The sequence below is a fragment of the Nicoliella spurrieriana genome (genome assembly GCF_023380205.1).
GTDB classification, from domain to species: domain Bacteria; phylum Bacillota; class Bacilli; order Lactobacillales; family Lactobacillaceae; genus Nicoliella; species Nicoliella spurrieriana.
Genome location: NZ_CP093361.1, coordinates 1,489,856 through 1,514,369 on the forward strand (window position 1 = coordinate 1,489,856; position 24,514 = coordinate 1,514,369).

A 24,514-nucleotide genomic window follows, 5' to 3' on the forward strand; every position below is an offset into this window, starting at 1 on the left:
CTCCTTTAATTGATTAATCTAATTTTTGGTTGATTTTGTTAGTAATTAAATGATTAGTCAAAACCCAGCATTCTGCTAGGTTAACGACTAAACTGATGGCACCAATGATAATTGAGCGGCTCCCAATTAAGGTCATAATTGCAAAGATAACTGCAGAGGTGTTCAAAAGAACTGCAACGACCTGTTTAAAGCTTGTGAGCTGCAATTTAGTATCCACCGGATAGATATGGGTAAATACGTTGTTTGTAAAGTGGAAGTAAAATGGAATCAACTGGAAGCCAATCAAATAGAGGAACAACATGCCAATTAAAATTGGCAGGTAGGTCCCGCCAACCCCGACCAATAAAACGGCCCCGATTACCGTTAACCGTAGGTGTAGCCCACTATATTCGCCGTTTCGAACGATCGAATGGCCGTATAAGTAGCGATAGGTATTCTGCGGAAGCGGCTTGATCCGGTTGATCAAAAAGTCGAGGTAGCGACGGCGCTTGGTGGTCCCTTGAATGTTAGGCACATCGGTAAAGAGGTTAAAGAACTTATAGAGCGCAAGCATCCTAGCATCCTCGTTTTCGATTAACGTCCCCCAATTCAATGAGCGACTTTGCCACCCACGCTCATTTCTAGCGGTCATGCCAATAAATAAAGCACTGATCACGATGCCCAGCGAAGGAGCTAAAAGCGTCACCGTAAGGGCAACTAGGTTGATCAACCACTTTAATTTAGCACTGATCGATCGATGGTACGCAGCGTTGAACTGGTTTCTTAAATCGGCCCCCTTTAATATCACCATCGTAAATAAGAGGCCGAGTAACTCTAACCAATTAAACGCCATCGTGACCCGAATGAACGGTAATAAGATGAACCAAATTAGCAGCTGTGGAATGATTGCGATTAATACGCTATACCGATAAGCCGCCTTTAAATACCCGTGCATGGCACTTTCCTGCGGGATTAAAAAGATTCGATCAGCTGGTTCGATCAAAGTGGCTAAGTGGTTAAAGCTTTGTGCAATCAATCCAATCACAACGATGACGATTCCAGGCCACCATAGGCCGGTGTGGAGTTGTTTTAAGAGGTTGGAGTAAGCAAAGCCGAGCCCCCCGATCAAAAACAATAGCGCAATTACAAAAAAGTCATTAAAAACGTATCGAAGGTACTTCACCATCTCAGTCAGATGGGTCCCCAAACGTTGTTTAAATAAATCGCTCATTATGCCTCACCCTTCGCTAGCGAAAGGTAGATGTTGTTCAAGGAGTCCCCTGCATTCGGGAAGGCCCCCTTAATCTGCGCTAGGTCCCCTTCAATCTTGATTTGGCCATCATTGATCAATACGAAGCGATCACAGAATCGTTCAGCCGTATCTAAAACGTGCGTGGACATTAAAATGCTGCAGCCGTGTTGTTTTCGATCGTTAATTAGGTTCAACAGGTCGTTAACCGCCAGTGGATCCAATCCCAAGAATGGTTCGTCAATTACAAACATCTTAGCATCCGTCAAAAAGGCACACACGATCATTACCTTTTGCTTCATTCCCTTTGAAAAATCAACTGGGAACCATTCCAATTTATTATCCAACCGGAACGTCTGTAATAGATCATGGGCACGATTCCATGCTTGCTCTCGATCCAATGCGTATGCCATGATCGTCATTTCAATGTGTTCACGCAGCGTCAATTCATTATACAGAACCGGAATTTCCGGAATGTATGCAATTTGTTTTTTATACTCCGCGTTGTTTTGACTAATTTGATAACCATTGATTTCAATCGTCCCGGAAAATGGTGTTAACAGGCCAATAATGTGGTTAATGGTCGTTGATTTACCGGCTCCATTCAGTCCAATTAAACCCACTAATTCACCATCATGGACATCAAATGAAACGTCCTTTAACACGGGCACTTGTGAGTAGCCCCCGACTAAATTTTTAACATCTAAGGCCAATTCGATTCCCCCTAAAATTTACTTTACTCTCATTATAGCATACGCAGCCGAAACGCTTTCGTTTTCAAAAGCATTTTCAAATAGTGTATACTTAAATTAATTAATAATAAGGTAGGTAATTAATATGACTGATTGTATCTTTTGTAAAATTATCAACGGGGAGATCCCCAGCTACACCGTATATGAAGATGATGTCGTAAAGGCATTTTTGGACATCTCACAAGCCACTCCTGGCCACACACTAGTGATTCCTAAAAAGCACGTGCCTAACATCTACGAATATGATGCCGACTTTGCAAGTCAAGTCTTTGCAAGAATTCCAAAGATTGCCCGGGCCATCCGGAAGTTCAATCCCGATATTAAGGGGATGAACATCGTTAATAATAACGGTGAAATCGCTTATCAATCCGTATTTCACTCCCACTTCCATTTGATTCCTAGGTACTCGGATCAAGATGGTTTTAGCATGCACTTTGCAGACCATACTGACCAATATGACGATGCCAAGTATGAATCAATCGCCCATGCCATCAAGGAACAAGTGGAGGATTAATTAATGAGGAATCTATTTAAATTTGCCGGCGTTGCCGCTAGTGCGCTCGGGGTCTACTTAGTGGCCAATAAGGAAACGCCTCAGCAATTTTTCAAACGGACCACTAGTTTCGCCCTCGAAAAGGCCGAACAGCTGCAAACGTTCAATCGCGACCGGGCCCAATTTAACGACGCGTTGAATAAATTCAAGGTGGAATTGACACGGAGTCAAAAGGCCATTCGGGACGTTCAAACCAGAATTGATGAATATTCCTTTGAAATCAAGCCCCACCTGGATAAAATCAATCAGACCTTAAACCAAATGAAGTAGTCATTTCATTTAATTTTTAGTTAAGGTCAATTATGCGTGTGTCGATATAATATGAATTATGTTATATTGGAACATGTTAAGCAATCATACTTATAATTTTGTACGAATGGATGTGTTTTTTTTATGAAAAAATGGCTAGTTGGAGTAGCCGGAGTATTTTTGAGTTTAACCTTAGCAGCCTGTGGTAGTTCCGCAGTTGCAACTACTAACGGTGGTAAGATTACTCAAAGTCAATACTACAGTAGCATGAAGGAAACTTCTAATGGTAAACAAATCCTTCAACAAATGATCCTAAATAAGGTATTGGAAAAGAACTACGGTAGCAAGGTCAAGGATTCCCAAGTTAACAAGCTCTTTAACCAATACAAATCTCAATACGGATCACAATTTAGTGCCGTTCTTCAACAACAAGGATTAACGAACGCTACGTTCAAGAGTCAAATTAGAGATAATTTACTTCTTGAACAAGCAGTGCGGGCTAATACTAACTTCTCTGATTCTGCTTTACAAAAGCAATTCAAGAGTTTCCAACCTAAGATTACGGTTAATGCCATCTTGGTTTCTAAGAAATCAACTGCTGAAACCGTTATCAGTCAATTAAAGGATGGCAAGAGCTTTGCTAGCTTAGCTAAGAAGTACTCCACTGATACTAACACCAAGAACAAGGGTGGCCGGCTACCAGCGTTTGACAATACTTCATCATCAGTTGACTCAGCATTTAAGAAGGCCGCATACAAGCTTGATAAGAAGGGTGACTACACCACCACTCCTGTTAAGACTCAATACGGTTACCAAGTGATCCAAATGGTTAACCACCCTGCTAAGGGTACCTACAAGGACCACACTAGTGCCTTGAAGGATCAAATCGTTACTGCTGAAATGTCAGATAGTACGACGCTTCACAACATCGTTGCGAAGGTATTACGGAAGGGTGACGTTGACATCAAGGATAACCAATTAAAGGACATTCTTGCTAGTTACATCACTACTGAAAGTTCTACTTCAAGTAAATAAGCATTGAAAAGTCGCTGAATGGCGGCTTTTTTATTTGAAGCTAAAAAAGAGTCCGCTGCGAACGTAATTGCTCACAACGGACTCTTTTTCACGTGGTCTAATTCCCACCTAATAACTTTTTGGCATCGTTAAACCATTTACTAGTTTGTTTTTTAACGGTATCAAAGCCGTTTTCAATGTTCTTGCCAATATTATTGCCGCTCTTCTTCACATTGTCCCAAACGTTATCACTCTTATTATTGTTACTATTCCGTTGGTCAATGATCGTTTGCGCATCTTCAGTATTGAACTGGGTCTGCTTGGTCGTTGGAATGATCGAACTCATCTCACTCTTGAACAACGGGCCAATCCCAGTCCCGCTGAGGTTTTCCAAGTGATGATTACTATTGGTATCATCAAAGCCCTCCCAAGTAGCAACCACCGTATTAGGGGTATAACCAATGATCCATTTATCACGGGTCGCATCGGTATCGCCGGTCGAATCAGCTTCAGTACTCCCGGTCTTTCCAGCCACCTGGTAGCCAGCTGGTTTGGCATCGACACCGGTTCCGTTATCAAATACCCCCAGCATCATGCTGGTCATATTCTTTGCGGTGACCGAAGACATTACCTTGGTCCCCCGTTGCTTAGCGGTATTATCAATAATCACGTTCCCAGAGGCATCCACGATTTTACGGATGTAGTACGGCTTCATCGCAACCCCGTTGTTAGCGAACGCGGTGTAGGCCCCGGCCATCTGCTGTGGTGAAACCCCGGTGGATAGTCCCCCTAACGCTAGCGATAGGTTCCGGTCACTCTTTGTAATTGGAATGCCGAACTTCTTGACCGAATTATAGCCCGCCTCAACGCCAATCTTATTCAATAACCACACTGCCGGAGCGTTCATACTTTGCGCTAGGGCCTCATACATCGGGACCTTGCCGGTATATTGATCATTGTAATTTTGTGGGGTGTAGTGGTTAGCACCATATGAACGTTTTTGATTCACCAAACTGGAGTCAAAATGATAGCCATCTTCTAAGGCTGGGGTATACACAGCCAGCGGCTTCATCGTTGAACCCGGCTGCCGTTTCATCTGGATTGCCCGGTTGTAACCACGAAAGACGTGTTTGCCCCGGCCTCCAACGACCGCTGACACCCCACCAGTCTGTGGGTCCACCGCAATCGAGGCCGCTTGGACCTTCGTCCCATCGGCAGCGTTTTGGGGGAACATACTACTATCATTAAAGTTATTTTGCATTGCGGATTGCTGACTTTGGTTCAAATTAGTGTAAATTTTATAACCACGGTTCATAATATCAGCTTCAGATAGCCCGTAGCGATTGATGGCCTCGTCAATGACCGAATCGAAGTAGTATGGATAGCGATAACTATCCCGATAAGTATAGCTATCATGGACTTCAATTGGTTGGGCTTTGTACCTTGCGGCCTCCGCCTTAGTAATCTTACGATTATCGACCATTAGGTCCAACACGGTGTTGCGACGCTGTAATGCTAATTGAGGATGATCCACCGGATTATACGCACTGGGGTTGGTCAACATTCCGGCCAGTACGGCTGAGTCCGGAACCGAAAGATTTTTAACCGAGGTCCCAAAGTAGCGCTCAGCAGCGTCGTGTACTCCGTATACCCCATTGCCAAAGTATGCATTATTCATATACATGGTTAGAATTTGATTTTTAGAGTAGACGTTTTCGACCTGAATCGAAATAAAAAGTTCCTTTAATTTCCGTGAAAAGGTCTGCTCTTGCGATAGGTAGGCATTTTTGACTAACTGTTGGGTAATCGTGCTTCCCCCACCGCTAATGTAATCACGATGGAGCAATTTGTTTTTAACCCACAATAATCCGGCCCGTCCGAACCCCTTAATCGAAAAACCATGTTCATGGTAGAAGTTACGATCTTCGGTCGAAAGAATTGCATCGGGAACATTTTGGGAAATGTTGCGCATGCCGACATAGGTCCCCTTTTGGGAATATAATGCCCCCGCTTTTTTATTACTGGCATCGTAAATGACGGTCGATCTTTTTAACGATGAATTAAGATTTTGGACATCCATCGTTTTAGCAACGAACGTGAGATAAGTACTCATTGTAAATATGATGCCCATTACCACCATGATGATCCAGCGGTTAATATGGTAGCGGTGCCAAATCCGCTTTTGGATTTTTCTAAATGCTTGCCAATATGGTGAAATCGAATGGCCAATTTGGCGTGATGATTTTGGTTTCATTAAAGGCGTTTCGCTCCCTTCAAATATTACATTTAATTGTACCACAATTAGTAAATTCGAGATGCTCCAGCGTTAAAGCTTAATTTTTAACACACAAAAAATGGCGTCCCCACCAATTGGAAACGCCATTTTAATAATTAAATTACATTTCGTCTGGTGATTTAACACCCAGGAGTCTTAGGGATTCCTTTAATACGATCGAAACACTCTTAACTAGTGATAACCGGGCAGCTAAGTGGTTCTGGTCATCCAAAATCCTAGTGTGTGCATAGTACTTATTAAACGCCTTTGCTAACCTCAATGCGTACTTAGCAATTACTGATGGTTCAAATTCAGCACAGGCATCCTTAACGATGGCTGGAAAGTCATTCAATAGTTTAATGATTTCCCAAGCTTGTGGATCGTCTAAGTCACGACTACTAGTGTCTGCGTCAAAGTCAGGCACCCGTCTTAGGATACTTTCAGCTCTGACTCGTGAATATTGAACGTATGGACCGGTTTCACCCTCAAAGCGGAGTTGTTCTTCCAAGACAAAATCGATGCTATCCATTTTATCATTCTTAAGGTCACCAAAGATGATGGCACCGACCCCTACTTCTTGGGCCACTTGGTCCTTATTTGGTAGGTCTGGGTTCTTTTCTTCAATCTGCTTTTTAGCCAGTGCGATTGAATCGTTCAATACCTCGTCCAACAAAATGATCCGTCCAGAACGCGTCGAGAGCTTCTTACCGTTAACGGTAATTAATCCGAATGGAATGTGGTGGAGGTCCTTAGCAGATGGAACCCCCATTTCTTCTAGGACGGCCTTTAATTGCTTAAAGTAATACGTTTGTTCTGAACCCACTACGTAGAGGTTCATTGCAGGATGGTACTCACGGTCCCGGTAGATGGCAGTGGTAATGTCTCGGGTAATGTAAAGTGAAGCCCCATCACTCTTTAAAATCAACGCAGGGTTCAAATCATACTTACTAAGGTCTACGATTTGAGCCCCTTCAGATTCCTTCAAGAGGTGCTTATCCTTTAGCATTTGAATAACTTCGGGCATTTTATCGTTATAGAAGGCTTCCCCATTGTAGGTATCAAATTGAACGCCCAACTTATCGTAAATTTGGTTAAAGGCTTCCAATGAGACGGAACGGAACCACTTCCAAAGCTTGGTAGCTTCAGCATCCCCGTGTTCAAGCTTACTGAACCATTCACGAGCTTCATCATCTAATTCGGGATGGTTAACGTCTTCCTTATGGAACTTAACGTAGTATTTCACCAAATTATTAATCGGATCCTTTTTAACGTCTGCTTCATTTCCCCACTTCAAGTAGGCAGTGATCAACTTACCGAACTGCGTTCCCCAATCACCCAAATGGTTATCCTTAATGGGGTGGTAGCCGTTCTTAGCCAGGATGTTAGCAACCGCATTTCCAATTACGGTCGAACGTAAGTGACCCATTGAAATTGGCTTTGCAATGTTTGGGGATGACATATCGATTGGAACGTTTCCGTTCTTACCATCTTGGTTTTGGCCGTAGTCAGCTTTTTCACTTAAAACGGTCGTTAACACATCCCGACTAAAGCCCGGTTTGCTTAAAAAGAAGTTTACATAGGGACCCATCGCAACGACCTTTTCAAACCCGCTTGCATCAATGTTTGCAACGAGGTCTTGTGCAATCATTTGGGGTGCTTTGTGTAATGCTTTGGCAAGGGTGAAGGTTGGAAATGCCAAATCACCCATCTTAGCGTCCTTAGGCCGTTCAATTTTAGCTAGGACTGCTGAATGGTCCAAGCCGGCATCGGCATCCAGAGCTGAACTGATTAAAGAAGCAACTTGTTGTTTGTATTTATCCATGATTATTCCTCCATAAAATTAAAAAATCCCCTGCAAATATAATTTGCAAGAGACGGATGGTTTTATGATCCGCGGTACCACTCTAATTGATATGATTATCCGCTTGTTATTTATAATTTTAAGTCTAAAAAGCACGCTTTCAAGGCCATCGTAATCCGGCTTCCACCCTCCCGAAATCGCTTGATACTTAAAACCCCTACTACTCAATTATCATCGACTACATATCGAAAATTCGATAAAGCGGGTAACGGGAATCGGACCCGCGACTTAAGCTTGGGAAGCTCATATTTTACCACTAAACTATACCCGCATGCATTACTTAAAATAGTATATCATAATCACCAAAAAAAGTCATCACCCAAATGGATGATGACCAATCTTTTTTAACTATATTTCTTAACGTTACTCTTAATGAAGTCAGCTGACTTTTGTAATTTAGCTTGTTCTTCTTGGGTTAAATCTAATGCGACCCGCTTTACGACTCCCTTACGACCAATCACGGCTGGGTATGATAGGTAAACATCCAAGTCAGCCTGGTAGTTCGAAACTGGCATTACGGTCATTGAATTACTTAATACCGCGTTGGCTAATCGAACTGCAGCGGTGGCTACTCCGTAATTAGTGTATTGTTTCCCACTAAAGACCTGGAAACCACCCTTTCTAGCCCCATCATCCATTGCAGCTAAATCTAATCCCTTTTCAGCTGCTAATTCAGTAATTGGTTGATCAAAAACGGTCACAGTCGACCAAGCCGTAAATTGTGAATTGCCGTGTTCACCTAGGTTGTATCCATGAACTGATTTAGGATCAACATTTAACTCTTCACTTACTTCACGTAGCATTCTAGCGGAGTCAAGTAGGGTCCCGGTCCCAATTACCTGGTTCTTTGGTAGGCCCGTGTATTGTTGGTAAAACGAAGTAATGACGTCACAAGGATTACTAATATCAACTAATACTCCGTTGAACCCGGATGTTTTTAATTGTTCAGCAACATCCTTAACCTGCGCACTAGTAAATGGTAATTCAGCGAACCGGTCGGAAGACTTACTACTTTGTAAACTAACCTTTCCCATTGCTGAAATCACGACGTCCGCATCCTTTAATGCGGAATAATCATTGACCGTAATGTTAGTATGGAATGGCAGGTTGGGCATTGCATCTCGCAAATCGACAGCGTCGGCCACGACCTTGGCCTCGTTAGTATCGATCATTACTAATTCATCTGCAAATCCTGCTGAAACTATGTAATGGGCCACCGTTGAACCAACGTGCCCACTTCCAATTACACCAATTTTTCTACTCATAATTATCCACCTCGAATTAAAATTTTATTAGAGTAACAAAACTAATATAACACTTATCTCATAATTTTGCACTAGTAACACCCTATTAATATTAATAACTATGCTAAAATGGAAATATCAATTCAATTAGAAGGGAGTGTCTTCCCCATGTGGGTCACTTTAAACTATGTTCTATGGGGCTTTTTGATCATCTCATTAATCACGGGATTTACTCGTGACTACGCTAAGCGAATCATTCAATCTTTAATTTGGTCGCGCATTTTTTACTTTTTAATCGTTAGTAGTCAATTTGTCATCAGTATCCGCATTTTTCACCATAGTGCCGTAGCGGTAATCATTAGTGATGTCCTCTGTATTGCATCAATCGCACTCATCGAGCGCGGTTATCAAAAATTAGAAGCGCAAACATTTACCCGCTTAGATTCGCTGGGATTAACCCTAATCATTCTGGTCGCCATTATTGCACAAACGATTGCGCTAAAGTAATCTCATATCTTAATGGTGCTGTGATATACAGCAAAGCAATCAACAGACAACGAAAAAAGATTGATAAGCTGATTATCAAAATCTAATTAAAATTGTTGAAGCCCATAATCAGTTGGGACTCAACAATTTTTTTGATAAAATGTTATAATTTTTTCAAGAGGGGTGAACAATATGAAAATAAGCAATTGCGTAGTAATTACTGCCGGACTATTGTTTAGTTGCTTTGCATCTCCAAGCGTCGCAAATGCTGCCACCGGCTATGGGTACGCTAGTACGGCTACCCACAAAGTGAAAACCACTAAACCCATGAAGGTCTATAAAGTCCTGGTCGGCAAGGATGAAGCTCATAATCAGTTCTTCAAAGCCGGCAAGATCAAACGGGGCACCCATTTATCAGTTAGCGACTGGGTCATGAGTACCGGTGGTGGATACGTGGTTACCGGTCAATACCACTTAAAGCCAACTAGTAAGACGTTCTATTTTGTATTCGATCAAAATCAAAAGAAATGGTTTAAATAATAGCGATTCAAACAAACTACTTCAAATGGGATGATGTTATGAAAAATTATAGGTGGCTCTTTTTAGTTCTTTTTACGATGTGTGTCGGTTATCAAATTACTAATACGGTAGCACGGGCCAATTCTGGCATCCTAGATACATATCTTAATGGCGGCTACACTGCTTTTTCGAATGCAGTTAAGGATGCTAATAATCCAAACTACTTTGACCCTCACAATGCAGGTGATTACTATACCAAGATTCCAAAGGGATATCACTTCTTGATGGTTCGGAAAAACACTATCATCGGTGCAGCTGAAAAAATGAATGGCTTACCCACTTATCCGGTTCCATATGGTGATACGTTCATCGTTAATCAGATTATTAATGATAACGGGAAATACAGGTTTAAAGTTCATAATGAAAATCCATTCGCTACTCGGAAGACCCAATATATCTCTGCTAATCGGAAACTGGTGCAATTTATTTCAGATTCACTTAGGGTGAACCTTAGTGGAACTGCTGATCCACGAGAAACCAAAAATCCGGGTAAGTACTACCCCACCATTGCAGTTCCAACTGTCATCATGCAAGCCCTTATCCAACGTGACTATGGTAATCCTCCATACAAGCCAGCAACGTTCAAACGCGCTAGGAAACGGGCCCCTGGCGAGGAAAAACTACTAGTTAAATACTTTAAGAATCATGAAGTCAAGCCGATCAGTTACTATGTCAAACGGCATCAATTTTTTGATCGATACTTTGGTCTAAGGGGGAGTTCATCAGTAGTGAACTATCGTAAATATTTCCCCAAAAAGTTTTTAGACGTTCGAAACTATCTAAAATAACGTCGGTAGTTCCATAATTGGTTCAACGAAATCTGATCGTAAACAAATAAAGCCACAATTGCCCTGAGAAATCAACTCCAGGAGTAATTGTGGTTTTATAGTAATCTAAATTTATTCCATTTTACAATTCATTCAGGGCTGCTTGATGCCCCTAGCAGCCCTTTAAATTTGCCATTAACCATTTAATTATATTAATAGTAATATTCAAAAGGTGCATTATGGTATTAAACGGTTTTTAAATTGTTTTTTAAACTAACAGTACGGCATAATTAATAAAGTGATTAAACATCGTTTATGCAATCAAATAAGCAGTGCGCATCGCATTAATGACCATCAACATCATAAAATTTAAAAATGGTTCTTGGTAGCAGAAATATTCATTTCCTACGTCAAGAACCATTTATGGTAAGGAGCTATATCGCAGCCTTTTTTTCATTTATTTAGATTGACGATTGCGCTCTGCTAGTTCGATCGTTCGATCTACTAATACCGATTGTGCATCCATCACCGGATAGGAATGGTTGCCAGCCTGTTCTTGAGCAACCGATAGTTCGGTACATCCTAAAATTACAATATCACTCTTTAAGGTATTGACCATTTGGGCCAAGATATGATGATAGCGATTAGCATTCACCGTTCCATTTTCCTTAATATCGTGATAGATCAAATTCATGGTTTCATCCCGGATTTCCGCAGTTGGTTTAACGACTTCAAAGCCGGCTGCTTGAATTTCATGGTCATAGACACCATCATGGAGCGTCCCATTCGTGGCAATTAGCCCCACCCGCTTGGCAGTTGGATAACTAATTTTAATCTGCTCAACGGCCTCCCGTGGCATGTGCAAAATCGGCACGTCAGTTGCGGCTTGTAGCTGATCATAAAAGTAATGGGCAGTATTACAAGGCAACGTAAAGAAGTCCGGTTTCAGCAACGATTGTTGCTTGATATCCTCAAGTAGATCCGGGAGCGGATTGGGCTTAGTATGATCCAAAATATAAGCGGTCCGATCAGGAACGGTTGCATGGTTGACCAAAATATAATTGAGGTAGTCTTGATCATGATGCGCCGGTGTCCGTTGGTTCAAAAGATGCAGATAGCTTTCGGTCGCTTGCGTCCCCATTCCCCCGATGATCGAGAAAAAGTGCTTCATTGAAACCTACCCCTTATTAATTGCAAAGTATTTTGCGAAATTCTTGCTGTAGTTATGGAACATCCACTTCATCAAGGCCCAGCGTTTTAAATTGCGGTCCTTTGAATACCAAAAAGTGGTTCCGTACTGGTTTTGATCAATTAATTTTAATGCTGCTTGCTTTTCAGCATTGTCCTTAGCGTATTGCTTAAATACGGCAACGCTTACCCCTAGCCATAGGTAGTACTTCGCCGGGTCTTGATTAGCATAAACGGGCGCTTGATCTGATAGTGAATCAAAGGCATAGTCTTGAACGACCCAGTCAGCCAGATTATACCCATTTAACGTCACAAAGAAGCTACTCCGCCCCTGGCGCAGGTTAATTTCAAATAGCTTAAAGGAACCGTCACGCACATCGTATTTCATATCGAAATTTGCATACCCGGTAAATTCAATTGCTTCCAAAAACGTTTGAATCTGATTATAAATGGTTTGATTGTATTCTGGAATAATGGCTACATAATTTCCAATCGCAGAGGGTGCGCAGTCTTCTAGTAATGGATGCCCTAAACACATCATTTTAACATGGTGGTGTTTATCAACGTAGGCGTTTAAGACCCGCATATTACTATCATCCCCCGGAATAAAGTCCTGCAAAATCAAATCCGAAGTATACCCATTATCATAAATTTTACCGACAATGTCATTGAATTCCGCTGCTGATTTAATCACAAATGCCTTTTTCCGGCCCTCAAAGTGAACATCGAGCCACTCCACACTGTTTGTAGGCTTCAATGCAACTGGATAGCCAAACGGTTGCTCAATTGGGGTGGTTGACTCATACATTGCCTTACTAATGATCTTAGTCTTAGGATATGGCAAATTGTACTTATCACAAGTTCGATAAAAATTTTCCTTACTGTTCAACTGGCGAATTAAATCATAGTCAACGTATGGACATACAAAGACATCTGACAATTCATCCTTATGCTTGGAAATTAGTTCTGCATACCCATCCCCACAACCAATCAAAATAACTGGTTCAGAGTGATTAGCGTATTGTTGTTTTAACTTCCGCATTGCTTGGATCCACTGTGGATCTTCACTAAAGCCAGGAATTAGTTCTAAATCAACAATCTTCGTGAACCGGGTCGGTGCTAATTGAATTTCGGCATAGGCCTTGACCGGTTTACCGTACTTTTCGTAAAGTGAGCGGGCCATTCCATAGCAGTTAAAGTCACTCCCCAATAGAATCGGGGTAAAGTCAGTTTCACTCATTATTCTAGAATCCCTTCAAGATATTTTTGACCACCACTGAGTCGGTCTCATAAGGTGTATCAACACCATTGATTTTTTGGTAGGGGTCACGCCCCTTCCCTGCAACTACGACCATGTCGTTTTGACTAGCTAACTCAATGGCTTGAGCAATGGCCTGTTTGCGATCCATTTCAAAATGAACTGTCACCCGCTGGTGGTCGATATGAGCATCAATTTCATTGGCAATTGTGCGTGGATCCTCAAATGCAGGGTCGTCAGTGGTTAAAAAGGCAACGTCAGCATTTTGACTCAACGCCTTCCCGAACCCCTCTCTGCGATCTTCACCCTTGTTACCAGGGCTACCGACCACTACGATGACCCGGCCGGCTGGATTTTCACGTTTCAAGAACCCTAATAACGCGTTCATACTAGCGTAATTATGAGCATAGTCAACATATACCGTTCCATGCCCATGACTACGGTAGCTTTCCATGCGTCCTGGAATCATCACGGTCGCAAGTCCGGTGGCAATTTGGGTCTGATTTGCTCCGGCAATGCCAGCTGCAATGATGGCAGCAGTCGCATTGGACTCGTTATAATCACCAGCAATTGCAATTTGATAATTCCCAGCTAACTGCATTTGAACACTCCGGTCGTCAGTAGCTACTAAATCAATTGCATTGTGATCAAGCGTGTCAGCAGTGCTTACGAACCTAAAGTCAGGGGATAGCGGTAATTGTAACTTAACATCCTTCCGTGCAAATAAATAAATGTTTTCTGGTTGGCTCGTGGCCTTGGCCGTTTGGTAAACATCGTTTAAATAGTCCGTTTCAGCATTTATGATGCACACCGTCGAGTTAACCAGGAGTTGTTCCTTGCAGTGTAAATAATCCGCAAAGGTCGGGTGTTCATTCGGCCCAATATGATCAGGTGAAATGTTTAGAAAAATGCCCACATCAAAGTGCAGCCCATACACCCGATTTTTCTTGTATGCTTGTGATGAGACCTCCATTACTAAATGGGTCATCCCATTATCAACAGCGGTCCGCATGTACTTGAAAATATCAAGTGATTCGGGCGTCGTTAGGTGCGATTTGAACCGTTGAGCTGGTTTGGGTCCCACCACCGTATCAATCGTTGATATCAAGGCGGTTCGGTGGTTAGTCTGGTTCATTAAGGCCTGGTACGTAAAATAAGCAGAGGTGGTTTTCCCCTTCGTTCCGGTATAGGCAATGATGAAGAGCTCGTTTTGTGGATAGCCATAAAACGCAGCCCCCAATAGCGCCATTGCCTTTTGAACGTCTTTAACGATAATTGCCGTTAAGTTTAAATCTGCTGCCACTGGTTGTTCGGCTTCAGCAAGGTACCCAATCGCACCATGCTGTGCAGCAACCCTTAAATATTCAGGTTTAAAGTTTCCCTTACAACAAAATAGGTCGTTTAGTTCAATTAACCTTGAGTCATATTCAATATTTGCAAACGTTACGGCTTCAAGCGGTCCGCTGATGTTGATCAAAAGCGCGTGTTCTTGTAGCAGTGTAATTAATTCTTCAATTTTTAAAGCCACTGCAATTTCACCCTTCCTAAAACAACATTATTTTGTCTTATGAACCAATTCAACGGTCTTAGCAGAGGTATTTTCAGGGAAAAATACTTCATACCAAAGAATAAACGTGTAAATGGTAAAAATCTTTTGCATGTTAGACTTACCATTTGCGTGTTCTTTGACGATTCGTTGTAATTCATCGACATTAAAGAAGCGTTGCGCAACGTCTGAAGTAAAGGCTTCTTCGATCTTAGCATGGAACTTTGGCATGTTCATCCATGAAGCGATTGGGGATGGGAAGCCCATCTTTTCCTTATTAGCGACCCGTTCTGGTAGGGCAGCCATTGCAGCTTTTCTAAGTGAGACCTTGGTTTCACCCTTATGAATTCTGGTTTTAATTGGCATCGTAGCGGCAAAATCAGCCACCTTCTTATCAACCAACGGGGTCCGCACTTCCAGTGAGTTACACATACTCATCCGATCGGCCTTGTGCAAAATATCGAATGGTAACCAGGTATTGATGTCAAAGTATTGCATTTGCGTCATTTCATCCTTACCAGCCACTTCATCAAAAATGTGCTTGGTGAACTCACCAGAATCCCGGTTTAATGATGGGTCCTTTAAAACCCGGTCCCGGTCTTCATAATTAAAGACGTAGTTTACCCGGTAGTAACGCTCGCTAAGTGGTTGGGCCCCTCTAATTAAGAATCGCCGGCCATGGAAGCGCGGTAGTTTTTCAGCAACCGATGCTAAGCCCTTTCTAATTGGCTTGGGGACCCATCTTTGGTAACGTTCAAACGGAAATGCTTCTAGGTAGGTATTGTAACCACCAAAGAATTCATCGGCCCCTTCACCTGATAGTGCTGCTTTTACATCTTGACGGGTCCGTCGAGATAGGTAAAATAATTGAACGGCAGATGGGTTCGAAAGTGGTTCGTCCATGTAATACATCATGGTTGGCAAGAAGTTAAAGTAGTCATCACCATTAATGTAAATCGGCGTGTTCTTTTGGCCAATTTCCTTAGCAAATTCCGTAGACCATGCTAATTCACTATACTTGGAGTTCTTAAACCCTAGTGAAAATGATTGGATGGGTTTGAGTTTGGCTGCTTCATTCAAAACGTAACTTGAATCCACCCCACTGGAGAGAAAACTACCAACTGGTACGTCTGAGATCATGTGCTTTTCAACTGATTCCTTAACGATCTTGCTAATTTGCTTAGCATCACCATCAATCGTTTGGTTTTCGTCAATGTGATCGTAGTTAAAGCGGAAGTAGCGGTGCACTTCAGTGTCGCCACCAATCTTATGAACAAAGTATTGTCCTGGTAGGACCTTGTAAACGTTCTTGAACATCGTATCGCGTGATGGAACAAATTCAAAACTTAAGTGAATTGGTAACATATCGATATTTACTTGCTTGTTGAAATTAGGGTGATCCAAAAACGCCTTAATTTCAGAGCCCCACATGAATGCATCGCCATCATCATAGTAGTAAAGGGGCTTAATGCCAAAGTGATCACGAACCCCAAAGACTTCTTGCTTCTTACTATCATAGATTACGAATGCATACATTCCACGAAGCCGCTTCAATAAATCTGGACCCCATTCTTCGTATCCACGAATCAAGACTTCAGAATCAACGTCGGTATAAAATTTGTGACCCTTTTGCTTTAATTCTTCCCTGATTTCTTCGTAGTTATAAATTTCACCATTAAAAGTGAGGACCTTGGTGTTATCTTCACTAAACATTGGTTGACCACCGTGCGCAAGGTCTAAAAATGACAATCTCCGAAAGCCCATTGAAACATTATCATCTTGGAAGTATTGTTCATCATCTGGGCCCCGGTGTCTAATCCGATTAGCCATGTTAACAATCGTATTACTAGGGACATCCTTTTGATTTACATAACCAGTGAATCCACACATATTAATTTTCCCCTTTATTATTATCAATTCTTAGTTATTTTTAAATTAAATTTAAATAATCTTCAAGTACTAATTGTATCAAAAAATAATTTGATAAACTACTACCGTTGCTATTTCTTAACAAAAGTTGCAGATGTTATTAATTCAATTGACTATTCCTTATAATACCCATTTTGCAAATTTTAGCAACTAAATTTGACCAGTAACTTTATTTTATTACTGAATTATAGTAAAATATTAGTTGCTTGCCCCAATGGCGGAATTGGCAGACGCGCAGCGTTCAGGTCGCTGTTTGATTTTATCAAGTACAGGTTCGAATCCTGCTTGGGGCATCACAAAAGCGGAAGATTTTATCTTCCGCTTTTTTTATTGGTTTTGATCAAAATACTTATGAAATTCTCCCGGCGCAGCATCCCTACCTAATAAAAAGGTTGGTAGTTCGGCTTGACCACGCTGCTGATGACTAATGGTCAGTTGAAACCGTAAATCAATATGAACGTGTGCCCCCTCGTTTTTAAGGGGGTTGGCGGGAATCTTAATCACGTTTACATCCCGCAGGCCGCGTAATTCATCGTTAATGGGGTGCGTGGCAAATCCAGTTTCTTCAAGATATTCACGTTGAGCAGTCTTAAGCGGGGATTCCCCTGGTTCAACGTGGCCGGCAGGTAATAAAATCGTATGCAAATATGGATGCTTAATAAACCAAATCCGGCCGTCTTGAAACGCATAGGCGCTGGCACTTAAATGGCCATCCATGTTCTTGCGGTCTGCTAATCGATCCTGGTTCGTTCGAATGAACGTCACCGCAGTGTGGTATGCCTGCTCGTTAATTCGGTAGCGGGAAGTCCTCAGTTGGGCAAGCAACGCAAGCAGCGAATCAACGCTTTGTGCCATCATTGTTGCCACCATGGAAACTCAAGTTGTTTGCGCATTTGTAACATGAGGTTAGTCTCTTCAACATCATGGACCCGGATAATTTGGCCCCCCATATGAACCATCATCAATTCAGCCACCAGGGTCGACCAAACGTTTTGCTTAGCATCAATGCCAAATTGCTTTTTGAACATGCTCTTGCGTGAAATCGCAATTAACGTGGCGATGTTCATCTCGCTCAGCTCCCGAAGCGTATTGATCAGGTCAACGTCACTTGCCTGACTATCAGGAGCTAAAAAGCCAACGCCGGGATCAATGACCCAGTTATCATCATGAATGCCCAGCGAGGCAAATAATTCCTTCCGATTGGCGAAAAAGGCGGGCAATTGGTCCGGTTGCCACTGACTGATGCGGTGATTGTACATCGCAATTAAAGCGGGATGGTAAGCGGCTATTAATTTTAATTTCGCATCGCTGTCTTCAAAGCCATTAATGTCGTTTATAATATCAGCCCCGGCATCTAATACCGCCTGAATGACCGCTGGTTTATAGGAATCAACAGAAATAATTGCATCCGGAAATTCCCGTTTGATCAGCTTAATGAACGGAACCGTTCGCTTAATTTCGACTTCGGGAGCGATTTCTTGATACCCCGGGCGCGTCGATTGGCCCCCTAGATCAATGATCTTAGCGTTGTTGACCATGAATGATTCGACCTTCTTCAAAATGCTTCGTTCATTTAAATTCGACGCATTCCCGTCAAAGAACGAATCGGGACTGGTGTTTAAAATCGCCATGATGGCTGGGTCAATCGTTAGGTCTAACTCGAAATTAGCCCCGCGGAGCATAATTTGATGCCGGTGATAAATTTGCATTAACCCGGCGCTTAACCCGGCGCCCCACGCGGCAGTCGCAGTTAACTTGATCAACTGGTGTAATTGGACCTTATCAATCACCAGATTTAATTCATTCGTCAGCCAATAATTCACGTGCAGTTCAGTTAATACCTTCGATAATGAAGCAACATCTTGATTGCCAGTAATGACAATGTTAATTAAATCATTTTGGTTGTGCATTGGGACTTCTTTAACTTGCATTAATCAAATTCCTCCAGCGATTAGTTTAACGACGTCTTTAATATTGTAAAAGGAACCCACCACTATTTTTTGAGTTTGTGAATCAGCGGCAGCTAGGAACGCGGTGCCCCTTTCAATTGAGTGCGCATCAATGACCCGATTGTGCCCAGCTTGAATCGCGGGTTGCGCTTGAAAGAGCTTCAATAGTTCAGCCGAAGGCAGCGCGCGATCATGATTGGCCGGTGTAATCGTCACGAACGTCGCATTTTGTAGCTGTTGCAACTCCGCTACGCAGCGTTTTACCTCCTTATCGGCCAAAAAGCCCACCATGATCAACTTGGGTTGGGTCTTAAAATAGAAGTTGGTCGTGGCAACAAATGAATTAATGGCATCAAGATTATGAGCGCCATCAATAATCCAGCCGTTGGCAAGGCGACTAAAGCGACCTAATTTAGTCGTCCGCTGAATCCCTAATTGCAATGCATCTAGCTTAATGGGATGGGCATTCGTGCTGTTATAAAGGTGCCACCATTCAATTACCGATTGGGCATTTTTAATTTGAGGATCCCCCATCATTTGCAATTCTATTTGCATTTTGACGTTATCAATTTCAGCAGTGAACTTAGTCGGGGTCGCTAGTGAGCCGGGATCAATTTCGCTGATGGACACCTCCCCCGCTGAATGAAGGCTTGCGCCACGTTCGGCTGCAACCCGTTTTAAAATTTGGTTGACCACCGGACGTTGATTAGCGCAGGTAATGACTTGTTCGCCCTGCCTAATCATATTCGCCTTAGTAGTTGCAATCGCTTCTAACGTATTGCCCAAAAATTTAAAATGGTCCATCCCAATCAACGTAAAGAAACTATAATCGGAGTGGTCAATTGCATTGGTAGCGTCAAATTCACCGCCCATTCCACATTCTAAAATAATAAACTGTGCTTTTTGGGTAATAAAAAATTGAAGCGCAATTAAAAACCACCCCTCAAATTCAGAAATATCACGGGTCAAATCATAGCCCAATTCCTGACAAGTTCGTTGAACCACTTGCTTAGCATCCACGAATTGGTGTTCAGTAATTGGGACCTGGTTCAATGTAATTTGTTCTCGTGGATCGATTAAATAAGGGGTCGTAAATAATCCGACCCGTCGATCATCAGCCATTAACACATTATTGACCATGTTACTAGTCGAAGTCTTCCCATTGGTCCCACAAACTCGAATCACGGTTTGGTGGGGATGAGTTCGATAAAGGCGCTCGACAATTCGGTTCAATAACTCAATGCGTTGCTTGCCATCGTATTTCATGGTGTGGTTCAGGCGCTTCAAGCCTGCTTGGTATTGCGCTGCTTTTTTATCCATTAACTTAACCTAATTTCATCCAGTAGTTCGCGCTTGGCAGTGGGATCCTTAAATACACCCCGGTAGTACGTCGTTTTGGTACTACCAGCCTGTTTTTTAACCCCGCGCATTTCCATGCACATGTGCCGAGCATCAGCAATTACAGCAATGCCCTTCGGATGTAAGATTTCATCTAATTGCACCCCGATTTGGTGGGTCACGTTCTCCTGAACGCTCGGCCGGCTAGCAACAAAGTCAACCAACCGTGGAATCTTACTCAATCCAATAATCTTGCCATCCCTTGGAACGTAGGCAACGGTGACCCGCCCAAAAAATGGTAACAGGTGGTGCTCACACATGGAATAAAATGGAATGTCACGAACGATTACGGTCCCATTATCCTGCACATCGGAATTAAACACCTTATAGTTAGTAAATTCACGATTTAGCGATGAGAACACCTCGGCATACATTTTCGCCACCCGCTTGGGCGTTTCAATCAATCCCTCACGAGTGGGATCTTCCCCCACCGCAGTTAAAATGTCCTTGACTGCGGATTCAATCTTTTGTTGTTGTTGTTCATTCATAATTTGATCAAACTCCCGATTCCTTCAATTTCTTGACCCTCAATCTTAGCATTAGCAGCTGCTAATTTACTAACGTCACCATCATAAATCTGCATCATTGGTTCCAAAACGAATCGCCGGTTATTCATCTCAGGGTGTGGAATCTGCAATGTTTCGGTATCAATTTGCTCGGTCCCGAACGTAATAATATCAATGTCTAACGTCCGCGGGCCCCAGTGAATCTTTCTGACCCGGTGAAGCTGTTGTTCAATTTGATGAATCACATTCAACAATAGCCCCGCACTAAGGGTGGTGTGAATCTGAGCAGCTAGATTATAAAAATCATCCTGCTTCACCCCGCCGACCGGTGCGGTTTGGTAAACATCAGAGACCTTAGTCACTTCAATTTGTGGATCGGCATTTAATAGCTCCACCGCTTGTTGTAATTCACTGAGCTTATCACCCAGGTTACTTCCTAAACTCAAATATGCAACTGTCAAATTCATTATCCTTCCAATTCAATTTCAACATTATCCAAGACCCCATCAATGGGGAGGGCGAGTTTTCTAATTCTAACGATTAATCTCGCTAACTGATCACCATGGTGCGACTTGATTTCAGCAATGATTTTAGCGCCCAGCGTTTCAATCAACTGAACGCGATTGTTGGCAACTACGTCCGCTACCTCGTCAAAGACCAATCCATAATTTAAAGTATCCTTAACGTCATCAGAAGTCACTAACTGCGTAAAATTAGTCTGCATTTCAACATCAATTTGAATCGCTTGCCCAACGACGCGTTCTTCTTCCAATACCCCAATGTGGGAATGGAACTGCATGTTATTCAACCGAATGGTTTCCATTTCTGATTCACCCATTTCATTTTTAATATCCATTCTATCATGTAAAAACGGAATTCAAAAGACAATAAAAATAGAGCTAGATTTTAAATCCAACTCTATTTTGATTACTTAAATGCCTTGCTACCAATATCAGTTCGATACTCATAGTCATCTGAATTGACGAATTGGTCGAGGGCTGAATTTACCTTAGCTTGGGCCCGTTTTAAATCGGGGTCACTGGCAATTAACATCAAGACCCGACCACCGCTGCTGACTAATTGTTGGTCCACTTCAGTCACCCCGGCATAACTAATGCTAATTTGTTGATCGGATACGCTGGGCAGTGCCAAGTGATCACGATGCTTACCAGGATACCCAGCAGCAGCAATCACCGCCCCTAAGTAGAAGCGGTCATGTTGCCACTTAGGCGTTACCGGCCGACCGGCCATTAATTGCTCAATCACCGTTCCCAAATCTGATTCCAATTGTGGCAAGATTACCTGGGTCTCAGGATCACCCATTCGGACGTTAAATTCAACGACCTTAGTGCCGGTGGCAGTTTGAATTAATCCCGCGTACAAAAAGCCGGTAAACGGGTGGCCCTGCTCCTTCATCTCGGATAGGACCGGCATGATCACATCTTGTAAGGCGGCATCAACCACCGCTTGACTAAATTGCGGCACCGGGCTATATGCTCCCATGCCACCGGTGTTGGGTCCGCGATCGCCATTTAATAAGCGTTTATGGTCCTGAGCGATTTGCATGGGCACGACTTCGGTTCCATTAGCCATGACAATGAATGAGAACTCCTGACCAGTCATAAATTCTTCAATCAACACCTCGGAATCGGGATTGATTTCAAAGAGGTGGTGAATTGAATCCACTGCCGTTTGCTCATCCTTAGCAATGATCACGCCCTTCCCAGCGGCTAGCCCGTTGGCTTTGATCACAATCGGAAAGGCACCATTCTGAACGAACGCAATGGCGGCTTGAGCGGAATTAAATTCTTGATATGCAGCCGTTTTAACGCCCCGCTTTTGCATAATTTGCTTAGCAAAGGCCTTGGAACTCTCTAATTGAGCAGCCACCTTAGTGGGACCAAAGATGTTAAGTCCCCGTTCCCTAAATGCATCCACAATCCCCATTGATAGTGGTGCTTCGGGACCCACGATCGTCCAATCAACGTGGTTTTGTTGGGCAAATTCAACTAACCCCGCAAAGTCCATTTCATCAATATCTACGGTCCCCACGTTTGTAAGTTGATTCATCATTGGATTCCCGGGTGCTACGTAAACGTTTCTGTCACCATTTTCTGCTAACTTCTTTGCAAGTGAATATTCACGACCACCAGAACCAACCAATAGCCAATTTTCCATCATCATCGCTCCCCATTAATATTAGTGCTTAAAGTGACGAGCGCCACTGAATACCAATGCCACCCCTAATTCATCAGCCTTCGCAATTGAATCCTGGTCCTTAATACTCCCACCTGGTTCAACGATGGCCTTAATGCCGTGTTTAGCAGCAAATTCAACACAGTCATCCATTGGGAAGAATGCATCGGAAGCTAGAATGGCTTGGTCGTAGTTTGGTTTCGTTTCTGCCTTTTCAATTGCGATCTTAGTCGAATCGATCCGGTTAGGTTGTCCAGCACCGACCCCAAGGGTTTGATTAGCAGTGGTAACCACAATGGCGTTACTCTTAACGTGTTTAACCGCATTTTGGCCAAATGCCAACGCCTTTAATTGTTCTGCAGTTGGTTGGACCTTAGAAACGACCTTAAAGTTAGCGGCAGTTTCGTGAAGTAGATCACGGTCTTGAACCAGCATGCCACCCAAGACGCTCACTTCATCCTTGCCCTTAGCATCAATGGGGCCGAATGGGACCGTTAATAACCGAATGTTCTTCTTCTTAGCCAATACATCGTATGCTTCATCGGTAAATGATGGTGCAATCACAATTTCCAAGAAGATGGCATGCATCTTTTCGGCAGTGGCTAAGTCGACTTCCCTGTTCAACGCAATGATTCCACCAAAAATTGAAATTGGATCGGATTCATATGCGAGGTTCCAAGCCGATAGTAAATCATCAGCAGTTCCGATTCCACATGGGTTCATGTGCTTTAAGGCAACGACGGCTGGTTGTTCTGGGAATTCAGCAATAATTCTCAATGCTGCATCGGCATCCCGGACGTTATTGTATGATAATTCCTTTCCGTGCAGTTGCTTAGCATTTGCTAGTGAGTACTTTTCAGGAATGGGTTCGCTGTAGTAAGCAGCCTTTTGATGGCTGTTTTCACCGTACCGCATATCTTGGACTTTTTCATAGGTTAAAGTTAGTTTTTCTGGAAATTCTTCCTTAGTTAAGTATTGTGCAATTAGGGCATCGTAAGCCGCAGTGTGTCTAAATACCTTCGCAGCTAAATGGCGATGGTAATCAGCATCTAATTGATCCGCATCGTAGCGCTTGATGAATTCGGCATAGTCGTTAACATCGGTAATGACAATTACGTCTTGGCTGTTCTTTGCGGCCGCTCTAAGCATTGATGGGCCACCAATATCAATGTTTTCGATTGCTTCTTCGTCAGTAACGGATGGCTTTTCAATCGTTTCTTTAAATGGATATAGGTTTACACACACGAGGTCGATCGGATTAATCCCCTGGTCTGCAATTTGTTGCATATGTGTCTCGTTATCACGGCGAGCTAAAATTCCAGCATGAATGCGGGGATGCAAGGTCTTGACCCGTCCATCAAGCATTTCATCAAAATTAGTAATTTTTTCCACCGAGATGGCCTTGACCCCACCATCAACCAGGGCCTTCAACGTCCCTCCGGTCGAGACCACTTCGTAGTCGCGGGCTTCAAGTTGCTTAGCGAAATCAACAATTCCAGTCTTATCAGAAACGCTTAACAATGCTAACTTTTTCAA

General features: G+C 42.8%; 23 protein-coding genes and 2 tRNA genes. 7 read left to right on the forward strand and 18 right to left on the reverse strand.

The features are described 5' to 3' along the window. Positions 1–13: 13 nt before the first annotated feature. Together MOO44_RS07530 and MOO44_RS07535 are read right to left on the reverse strand one after the other, a co-directional pair. Positions 14–1,210, reverse strand: coding sequence for an ABC transporter permease (locus MOO44_RS07530; protein WP_260116522.1), 1,197 nt, complete (start codon positions 1,208–1,210; stop codon positions 14–16). Next, positions 1,210–1,941, reverse strand: a complete 732-nt coding sequence (locus tag MOO44_RS07535) for an ABC transporter ATP-binding protein (protein WP_260116523.1) — start codon at positions 1,939–1,941, stop codon at positions 1,210–1,212. The genes MOO44_RS07530 and MOO44_RS07535 overlap by 1 nt, the downstream gene beginning before the upstream one ends. 124 nt (positions 1,942–2,065) lie before the next feature. Here MOO44_RS07535 and MOO44_RS07540 point away from each other — a divergent pair, with 124 nt between their 5' ends. From MOO44_RS07540 to MOO44_RS07550, 3 genes are all read left to right on the forward strand, one after another. Beyond that, positions 2,066–2,494, forward strand: coding sequence for an HIT family protein (locus MOO44_RS07540; RefSeq protein ID WP_260116524.1), 429 nt, complete (start codon positions 2,066–2,068; stop codon positions 2,492–2,494). Positions 2,495–2,497: 3 nt separating this feature from the next. Then, complete coding sequence (locus MOO44_RS07545) at positions 2,498–2,803, forward strand: hypothetical protein (protein ID WP_260116525.1); 306 nt, start codon at positions 2,498–2,500, stop codon at positions 2,801–2,803. A gap of 123 nt (positions 2,804–2,926) precedes the next feature. After that, complete coding sequence (locus MOO44_RS07550; protein WP_260116526.1) at positions 2,927–3,817, forward strand: peptidylprolyl isomerase PrsA; 891 nt, start codon at positions 2,927–2,929, stop codon at positions 3,815–3,817. 97 nt (positions 3,818–3,914) lie between these two features. On the opposite strand, the gene MOO44_RS07555 is transcribed toward MOO44_RS07550, so the two are convergent. The 4 genes from MOO44_RS07555 to MOO44_RS07570 form a co-directional block, all read right to left on the reverse strand. Continuing rightward, on the reverse strand, positions 3,915–6,050 hold the full coding sequence (locus MOO44_RS07555; RefSeq protein ID WP_260116527.1) for a transglycosylase domain-containing protein: 2,136 nt from the start codon (positions 6,048–6,050) through the stop codon (positions 3,915–3,917). A gap of 142 nt (positions 6,051–6,192) precedes the next feature. Next, positions 6,193–7,893 (reverse strand): arginine--tRNA ligase, encoded by a 1,701-nt coding sequence (gene argS / locus MOO44_RS07560; RefSeq protein ID WP_260116528.1) that lies wholly within the window; start codon positions 7,891–7,893, stop codon positions 6,193–6,195. Between the two features lie 239 nt (positions 7,894–8,132). Continuing rightward, positions 8,133–8,203 (reverse strand) — tRNA-Gly (locus tag MOO44_RS07565). A gap of 73 nt (positions 8,204–8,276) precedes the next feature. After that, positions 8,277–9,197, reverse strand: coding sequence for an L-lactate dehydrogenase (locus MOO44_RS07570; RefSeq protein WP_260116529.1), 921 nt, complete (start codon positions 9,195–9,197; stop codon positions 8,277–8,279). A 147-nt stretch (positions 9,198–9,344) separates the two neighbouring features. Here MOO44_RS07570 and MOO44_RS07575 point away from each other — a divergent pair, with 147 nt between their 5' ends. From MOO44_RS07575 to MOO44_RS07585, 3 genes are all read left to right on the forward strand, one after another. After that, positions 9,345–9,683, forward strand: coding sequence for a DUF1516 family protein (locus MOO44_RS07575; RefSeq protein WP_260116530.1), 339 nt, complete (start codon positions 9,345–9,347; stop codon positions 9,681–9,683). Between the two features lie 171 nt (positions 9,684–9,854). Continuing rightward, positions 9,855–10,202, forward strand: coding sequence for a hypothetical protein (locus MOO44_RS07580; RefSeq protein ID WP_260116531.1), 348 nt, complete (start codon positions 9,855–9,857; stop codon positions 10,200–10,202). A gap of 38 nt (positions 10,203–10,240) precedes the next feature. Then, positions 10,241–11,029 carry a hypothetical protein gene (locus MOO44_RS07585; RefSeq protein WP_260116532.1) on the forward strand — a complete coding sequence of 263 codons (789 nt, stop codon included), beginning with the start codon at positions 10,241–10,243 and terminating at the stop codon, positions 11,027–11,029. A 436-nt stretch (positions 11,030–11,465) separates the two neighbouring features. On the opposite strand, the gene MOO44_RS07590 is transcribed toward MOO44_RS07585, so the two are convergent. The 4 genes from MOO44_RS07590 to asnB are packed head-to-tail and all read right to left on the reverse strand — an operon-like array spanning position 11,466 to position 16,890. Further along, positions 11,466–12,179, reverse strand: a complete 714-nt coding sequence (locus tag MOO44_RS07590; RefSeq protein WP_260116533.1) for an amino acid racemase — start codon at positions 12,177–12,179, stop codon at positions 11,466–11,468. A 6-nt stretch (positions 12,180–12,185) separates the two neighbouring features. Beyond that, entirely contained in the window at positions 12,186–13,436 is a 1,251-nt protein-coding gene (locus MOO44_RS07595) for a carboxylate--amine ligase (protein WP_260116534.1), read from the reverse strand. 4 nt (positions 13,437–13,440) lie between these two features. Beyond that, positions 13,441–14,982 carry a UDP-N-acetylmuramoyl-L-alanyl-D-glutamate--2,6-diaminopimelate ligase gene (locus tag MOO44_RS07600; RefSeq protein ID WP_260116535.1) on the reverse strand — a complete coding sequence of 514 codons (1,542 nt, stop codon included), beginning with the start codon at positions 14,980–14,982 and terminating at the stop codon, positions 13,441–13,443. A gap of 27 nt (positions 14,983–15,009) precedes the next feature. Then, positions 15,010–16,890 (reverse strand): asparagine synthase (glutamine-hydrolyzing), encoded by a 1,881-nt coding sequence (gene asnB / locus MOO44_RS07605; RefSeq protein ID WP_260116536.1) that lies wholly within the window; start codon positions 16,888–16,890, stop codon positions 15,010–15,012. A gap of 247 nt (positions 16,891–17,137) precedes the next feature. On the opposite strand from asnB, the gene MOO44_RS07610 reads away from it, so the two are divergent. Continuing rightward, a tRNA-Leu gene (locus MOO44_RS07610) sits at positions 17,138–17,222 on the forward strand. 34 nt (positions 17,223–17,256) lie between these two features. Here the strand turns inward: MOO44_RS07610 and MOO44_RS07615 are convergent. From MOO44_RS07615 to purH, 8 genes are all read right to left on the reverse strand, one after another. Beyond that, positions 17,257–17,784, reverse strand: coding sequence for an NUDIX domain-containing protein (locus tag MOO44_RS07615; RefSeq protein ID WP_260116537.1), 528 nt, complete (start codon positions 17,782–17,784; stop codon positions 17,257–17,259). Then, positions 17,784–18,860 carry a dihydropteroate synthase gene (gene folP / locus MOO44_RS07620; RefSeq protein WP_260116538.1) on the reverse strand — a complete coding sequence of 359 codons (1,077 nt, stop codon included), beginning with the start codon at positions 18,858–18,860 and terminating at the stop codon, positions 17,784–17,786. The genes MOO44_RS07615 and folP overlap by 1 nt, the downstream gene beginning before the upstream one ends. 3 nt (positions 18,861–18,863) lie before the next feature. Beyond that, positions 18,864–20,198, reverse strand: a complete 1,335-nt coding sequence (locus MOO44_RS07625; protein ID WP_260116539.1) for a bifunctional folylpolyglutamate synthase/dihydrofolate synthase — start codon at positions 20,196–20,198, stop codon at positions 18,864–18,866. After that, the gene (gene folE, locus MOO44_RS07630; protein WP_260116540.1) at positions 20,198–20,764 is read right to left on the reverse strand and encodes a GTP cyclohydrolase I FolE; all 567 of its coding nucleotides are present in this window, start codon (positions 20,762–20,764) and stop codon (positions 20,198–20,200) included. The genes MOO44_RS07625 and folE overlap by 1 nt, the downstream gene beginning before the upstream one ends. Then, complete coding sequence (gene folK / locus MOO44_RS07635) at positions 20,761–21,243, reverse strand: 2-amino-4-hydroxy-6-hydroxymethyldihydropteridine diphosphokinase (RefSeq protein ID WP_260116541.1); 483 nt, start codon at positions 21,241–21,243, stop codon at positions 20,761–20,763. Before folK ends, folE begins: the two co-directional genes overlap by 4 nt. 5 nt (positions 21,244–21,248) lie before the next feature. Next, positions 21,249–21,620, reverse strand: coding sequence for a dihydroneopterin aldolase (folB, locus tag MOO44_RS07640; protein WP_260116542.1), 372 nt, complete (start codon positions 21,618–21,620; stop codon positions 21,249–21,251). 89 nt (positions 21,621–21,709) lie between these two features. After that, entirely contained in the window at positions 21,710–22,960 is a 1,251-nt protein-coding gene (gene purD / locus MOO44_RS07645; RefSeq protein ID WP_260116543.1) for a phosphoribosylamine--glycine ligase, read from the reverse strand. A 21-nt stretch (positions 22,961–22,981) separates the two neighbouring features. After that, positions 22,982–24,514, reverse strand: coding sequence for a bifunctional phosphoribosylaminoimidazolecarboxamide formyltransferase/IMP cyclohydrolase (gene purH / locus MOO44_RS07650; protein ID WP_260116544.1), 1,533 nt, complete (start codon positions 24,512–24,514; stop codon positions 22,982–22,984).

Bases quoted from the DNA above. Each gene is read 5' to 3' on its own strand.
- MOO44_RS07530 (WP_260116522.1), bottom strand. From the start codon at position 1,210: ATGAGCGATTTATTTAAACAACGTTTGGGGACCCATCTGACTGAGATG.
- MOO44_RS07540 (WP_260116524.1), top strand. From the start codon at position 2,066: ATGACTGATTGTATCTTTTGTAAAATTATCAACGGGGAGATCCCCAGC.
- MOO44_RS07545 (WP_260116525.1), top strand. From the start codon at position 2,498: ATGAGGAATCTATTTAAATTTGCCGGCGTTGCCGCTAGTGCGCTCGGG.
- MOO44_RS07550 (WP_260116526.1), top strand. From the start codon at position 2,927: ATGAAAAAATGGCTAGTTGGAGTAGCCGGAGTATTTTTGAGTTTAACC.
- MOO44_RS07555 (WP_260116527.1), bottom strand. From the start codon at position 6,050: ATGAAACCAAAATCATCACGCCAAATTGGCCATTCGATTTCACCATAT.
- argS (WP_260116528.1), bottom strand. From the start codon at position 7,893: ATGGATAAATACAAACAACAAGTTGCTTCTTTAATCAGTTCAGCTCTG.
- MOO44_RS07570 (WP_260116529.1), bottom strand. From the start codon at position 9,197: ATGAGTAGAAAAATTGGTGTAATTGGAAGTGGGCACGTTGGTTCAACG.
- MOO44_RS07575 (WP_260116530.1), top strand. From the start codon at position 9,345: ATGTGGGTCACTTTAAACTATGTTCTATGGGGCTTTTTGATCATCTCA.
- MOO44_RS07580 (WP_260116531.1), top strand. From the start codon at position 9,855: ATGAAAATAAGCAATTGCGTAGTAATTACTGCCGGACTATTGTTTAGT.
- MOO44_RS07585 (WP_260116532.1), top strand. From the start codon at position 10,241: ATGAAAAATTATAGGTGGCTCTTTTTAGTTCTTTTTACGATGTGTGTC.
- MOO44_RS07590 (WP_260116533.1), bottom strand. From the start codon at position 12,179: ATGAAGCACTTTTTCTCGATCATCGGGGGAATGGGGACGCAAGCGACC.
- MOO44_RS07595 (WP_260116534.1), bottom strand. From the start codon at position 13,436: ATGAGTGAAACTGACTTTACCCCGATTCTATTGGGGAGTGACTTTAAC.
- asnB (WP_260116536.1), bottom strand. From the start codon at position 16,890: ATGTGTGGATTCACTGGTTATGTAAATCAAAAGGATGTCCCTAGTAAT.
- MOO44_RS07615 (WP_260116537.1), bottom strand. From the start codon at position 17,784: ATGGCACAAAGCGTTGATTCGCTGCTTGCGTTGCTTGCCCAACTGAGG.
- folP (WP_260116538.1), bottom strand. From the start codon at position 18,860: ATGCAAGTTAAAGAAGTCCCAATGCACAACCAAAATGATTTAATTAAC.
- MOO44_RS07625 (WP_260116539.1), bottom strand. From the start codon at position 20,198: ATGGATAAAAAAGCAGCGCAATACCAAGCAGGCTTGAAGCGCCTGAAC.
- folE (WP_260116540.1), bottom strand. From the start codon at position 20,764: ATGAATGAACAACAACAACAAAAGATTGAATCCGCAGTCAAGGACATT.
- folB (WP_260116542.1), bottom strand. From the start codon at position 21,620: ATGGGTGAATCAGAAATGGAAACCATTCGGTTGAATAACATGCAGTTC.
- purD (WP_260116543.1), bottom strand. From the start codon at position 22,960: ATGGAAAATTGGCTATTGGTTGGTTCTGGTGGTCGTGAATATTCACTT.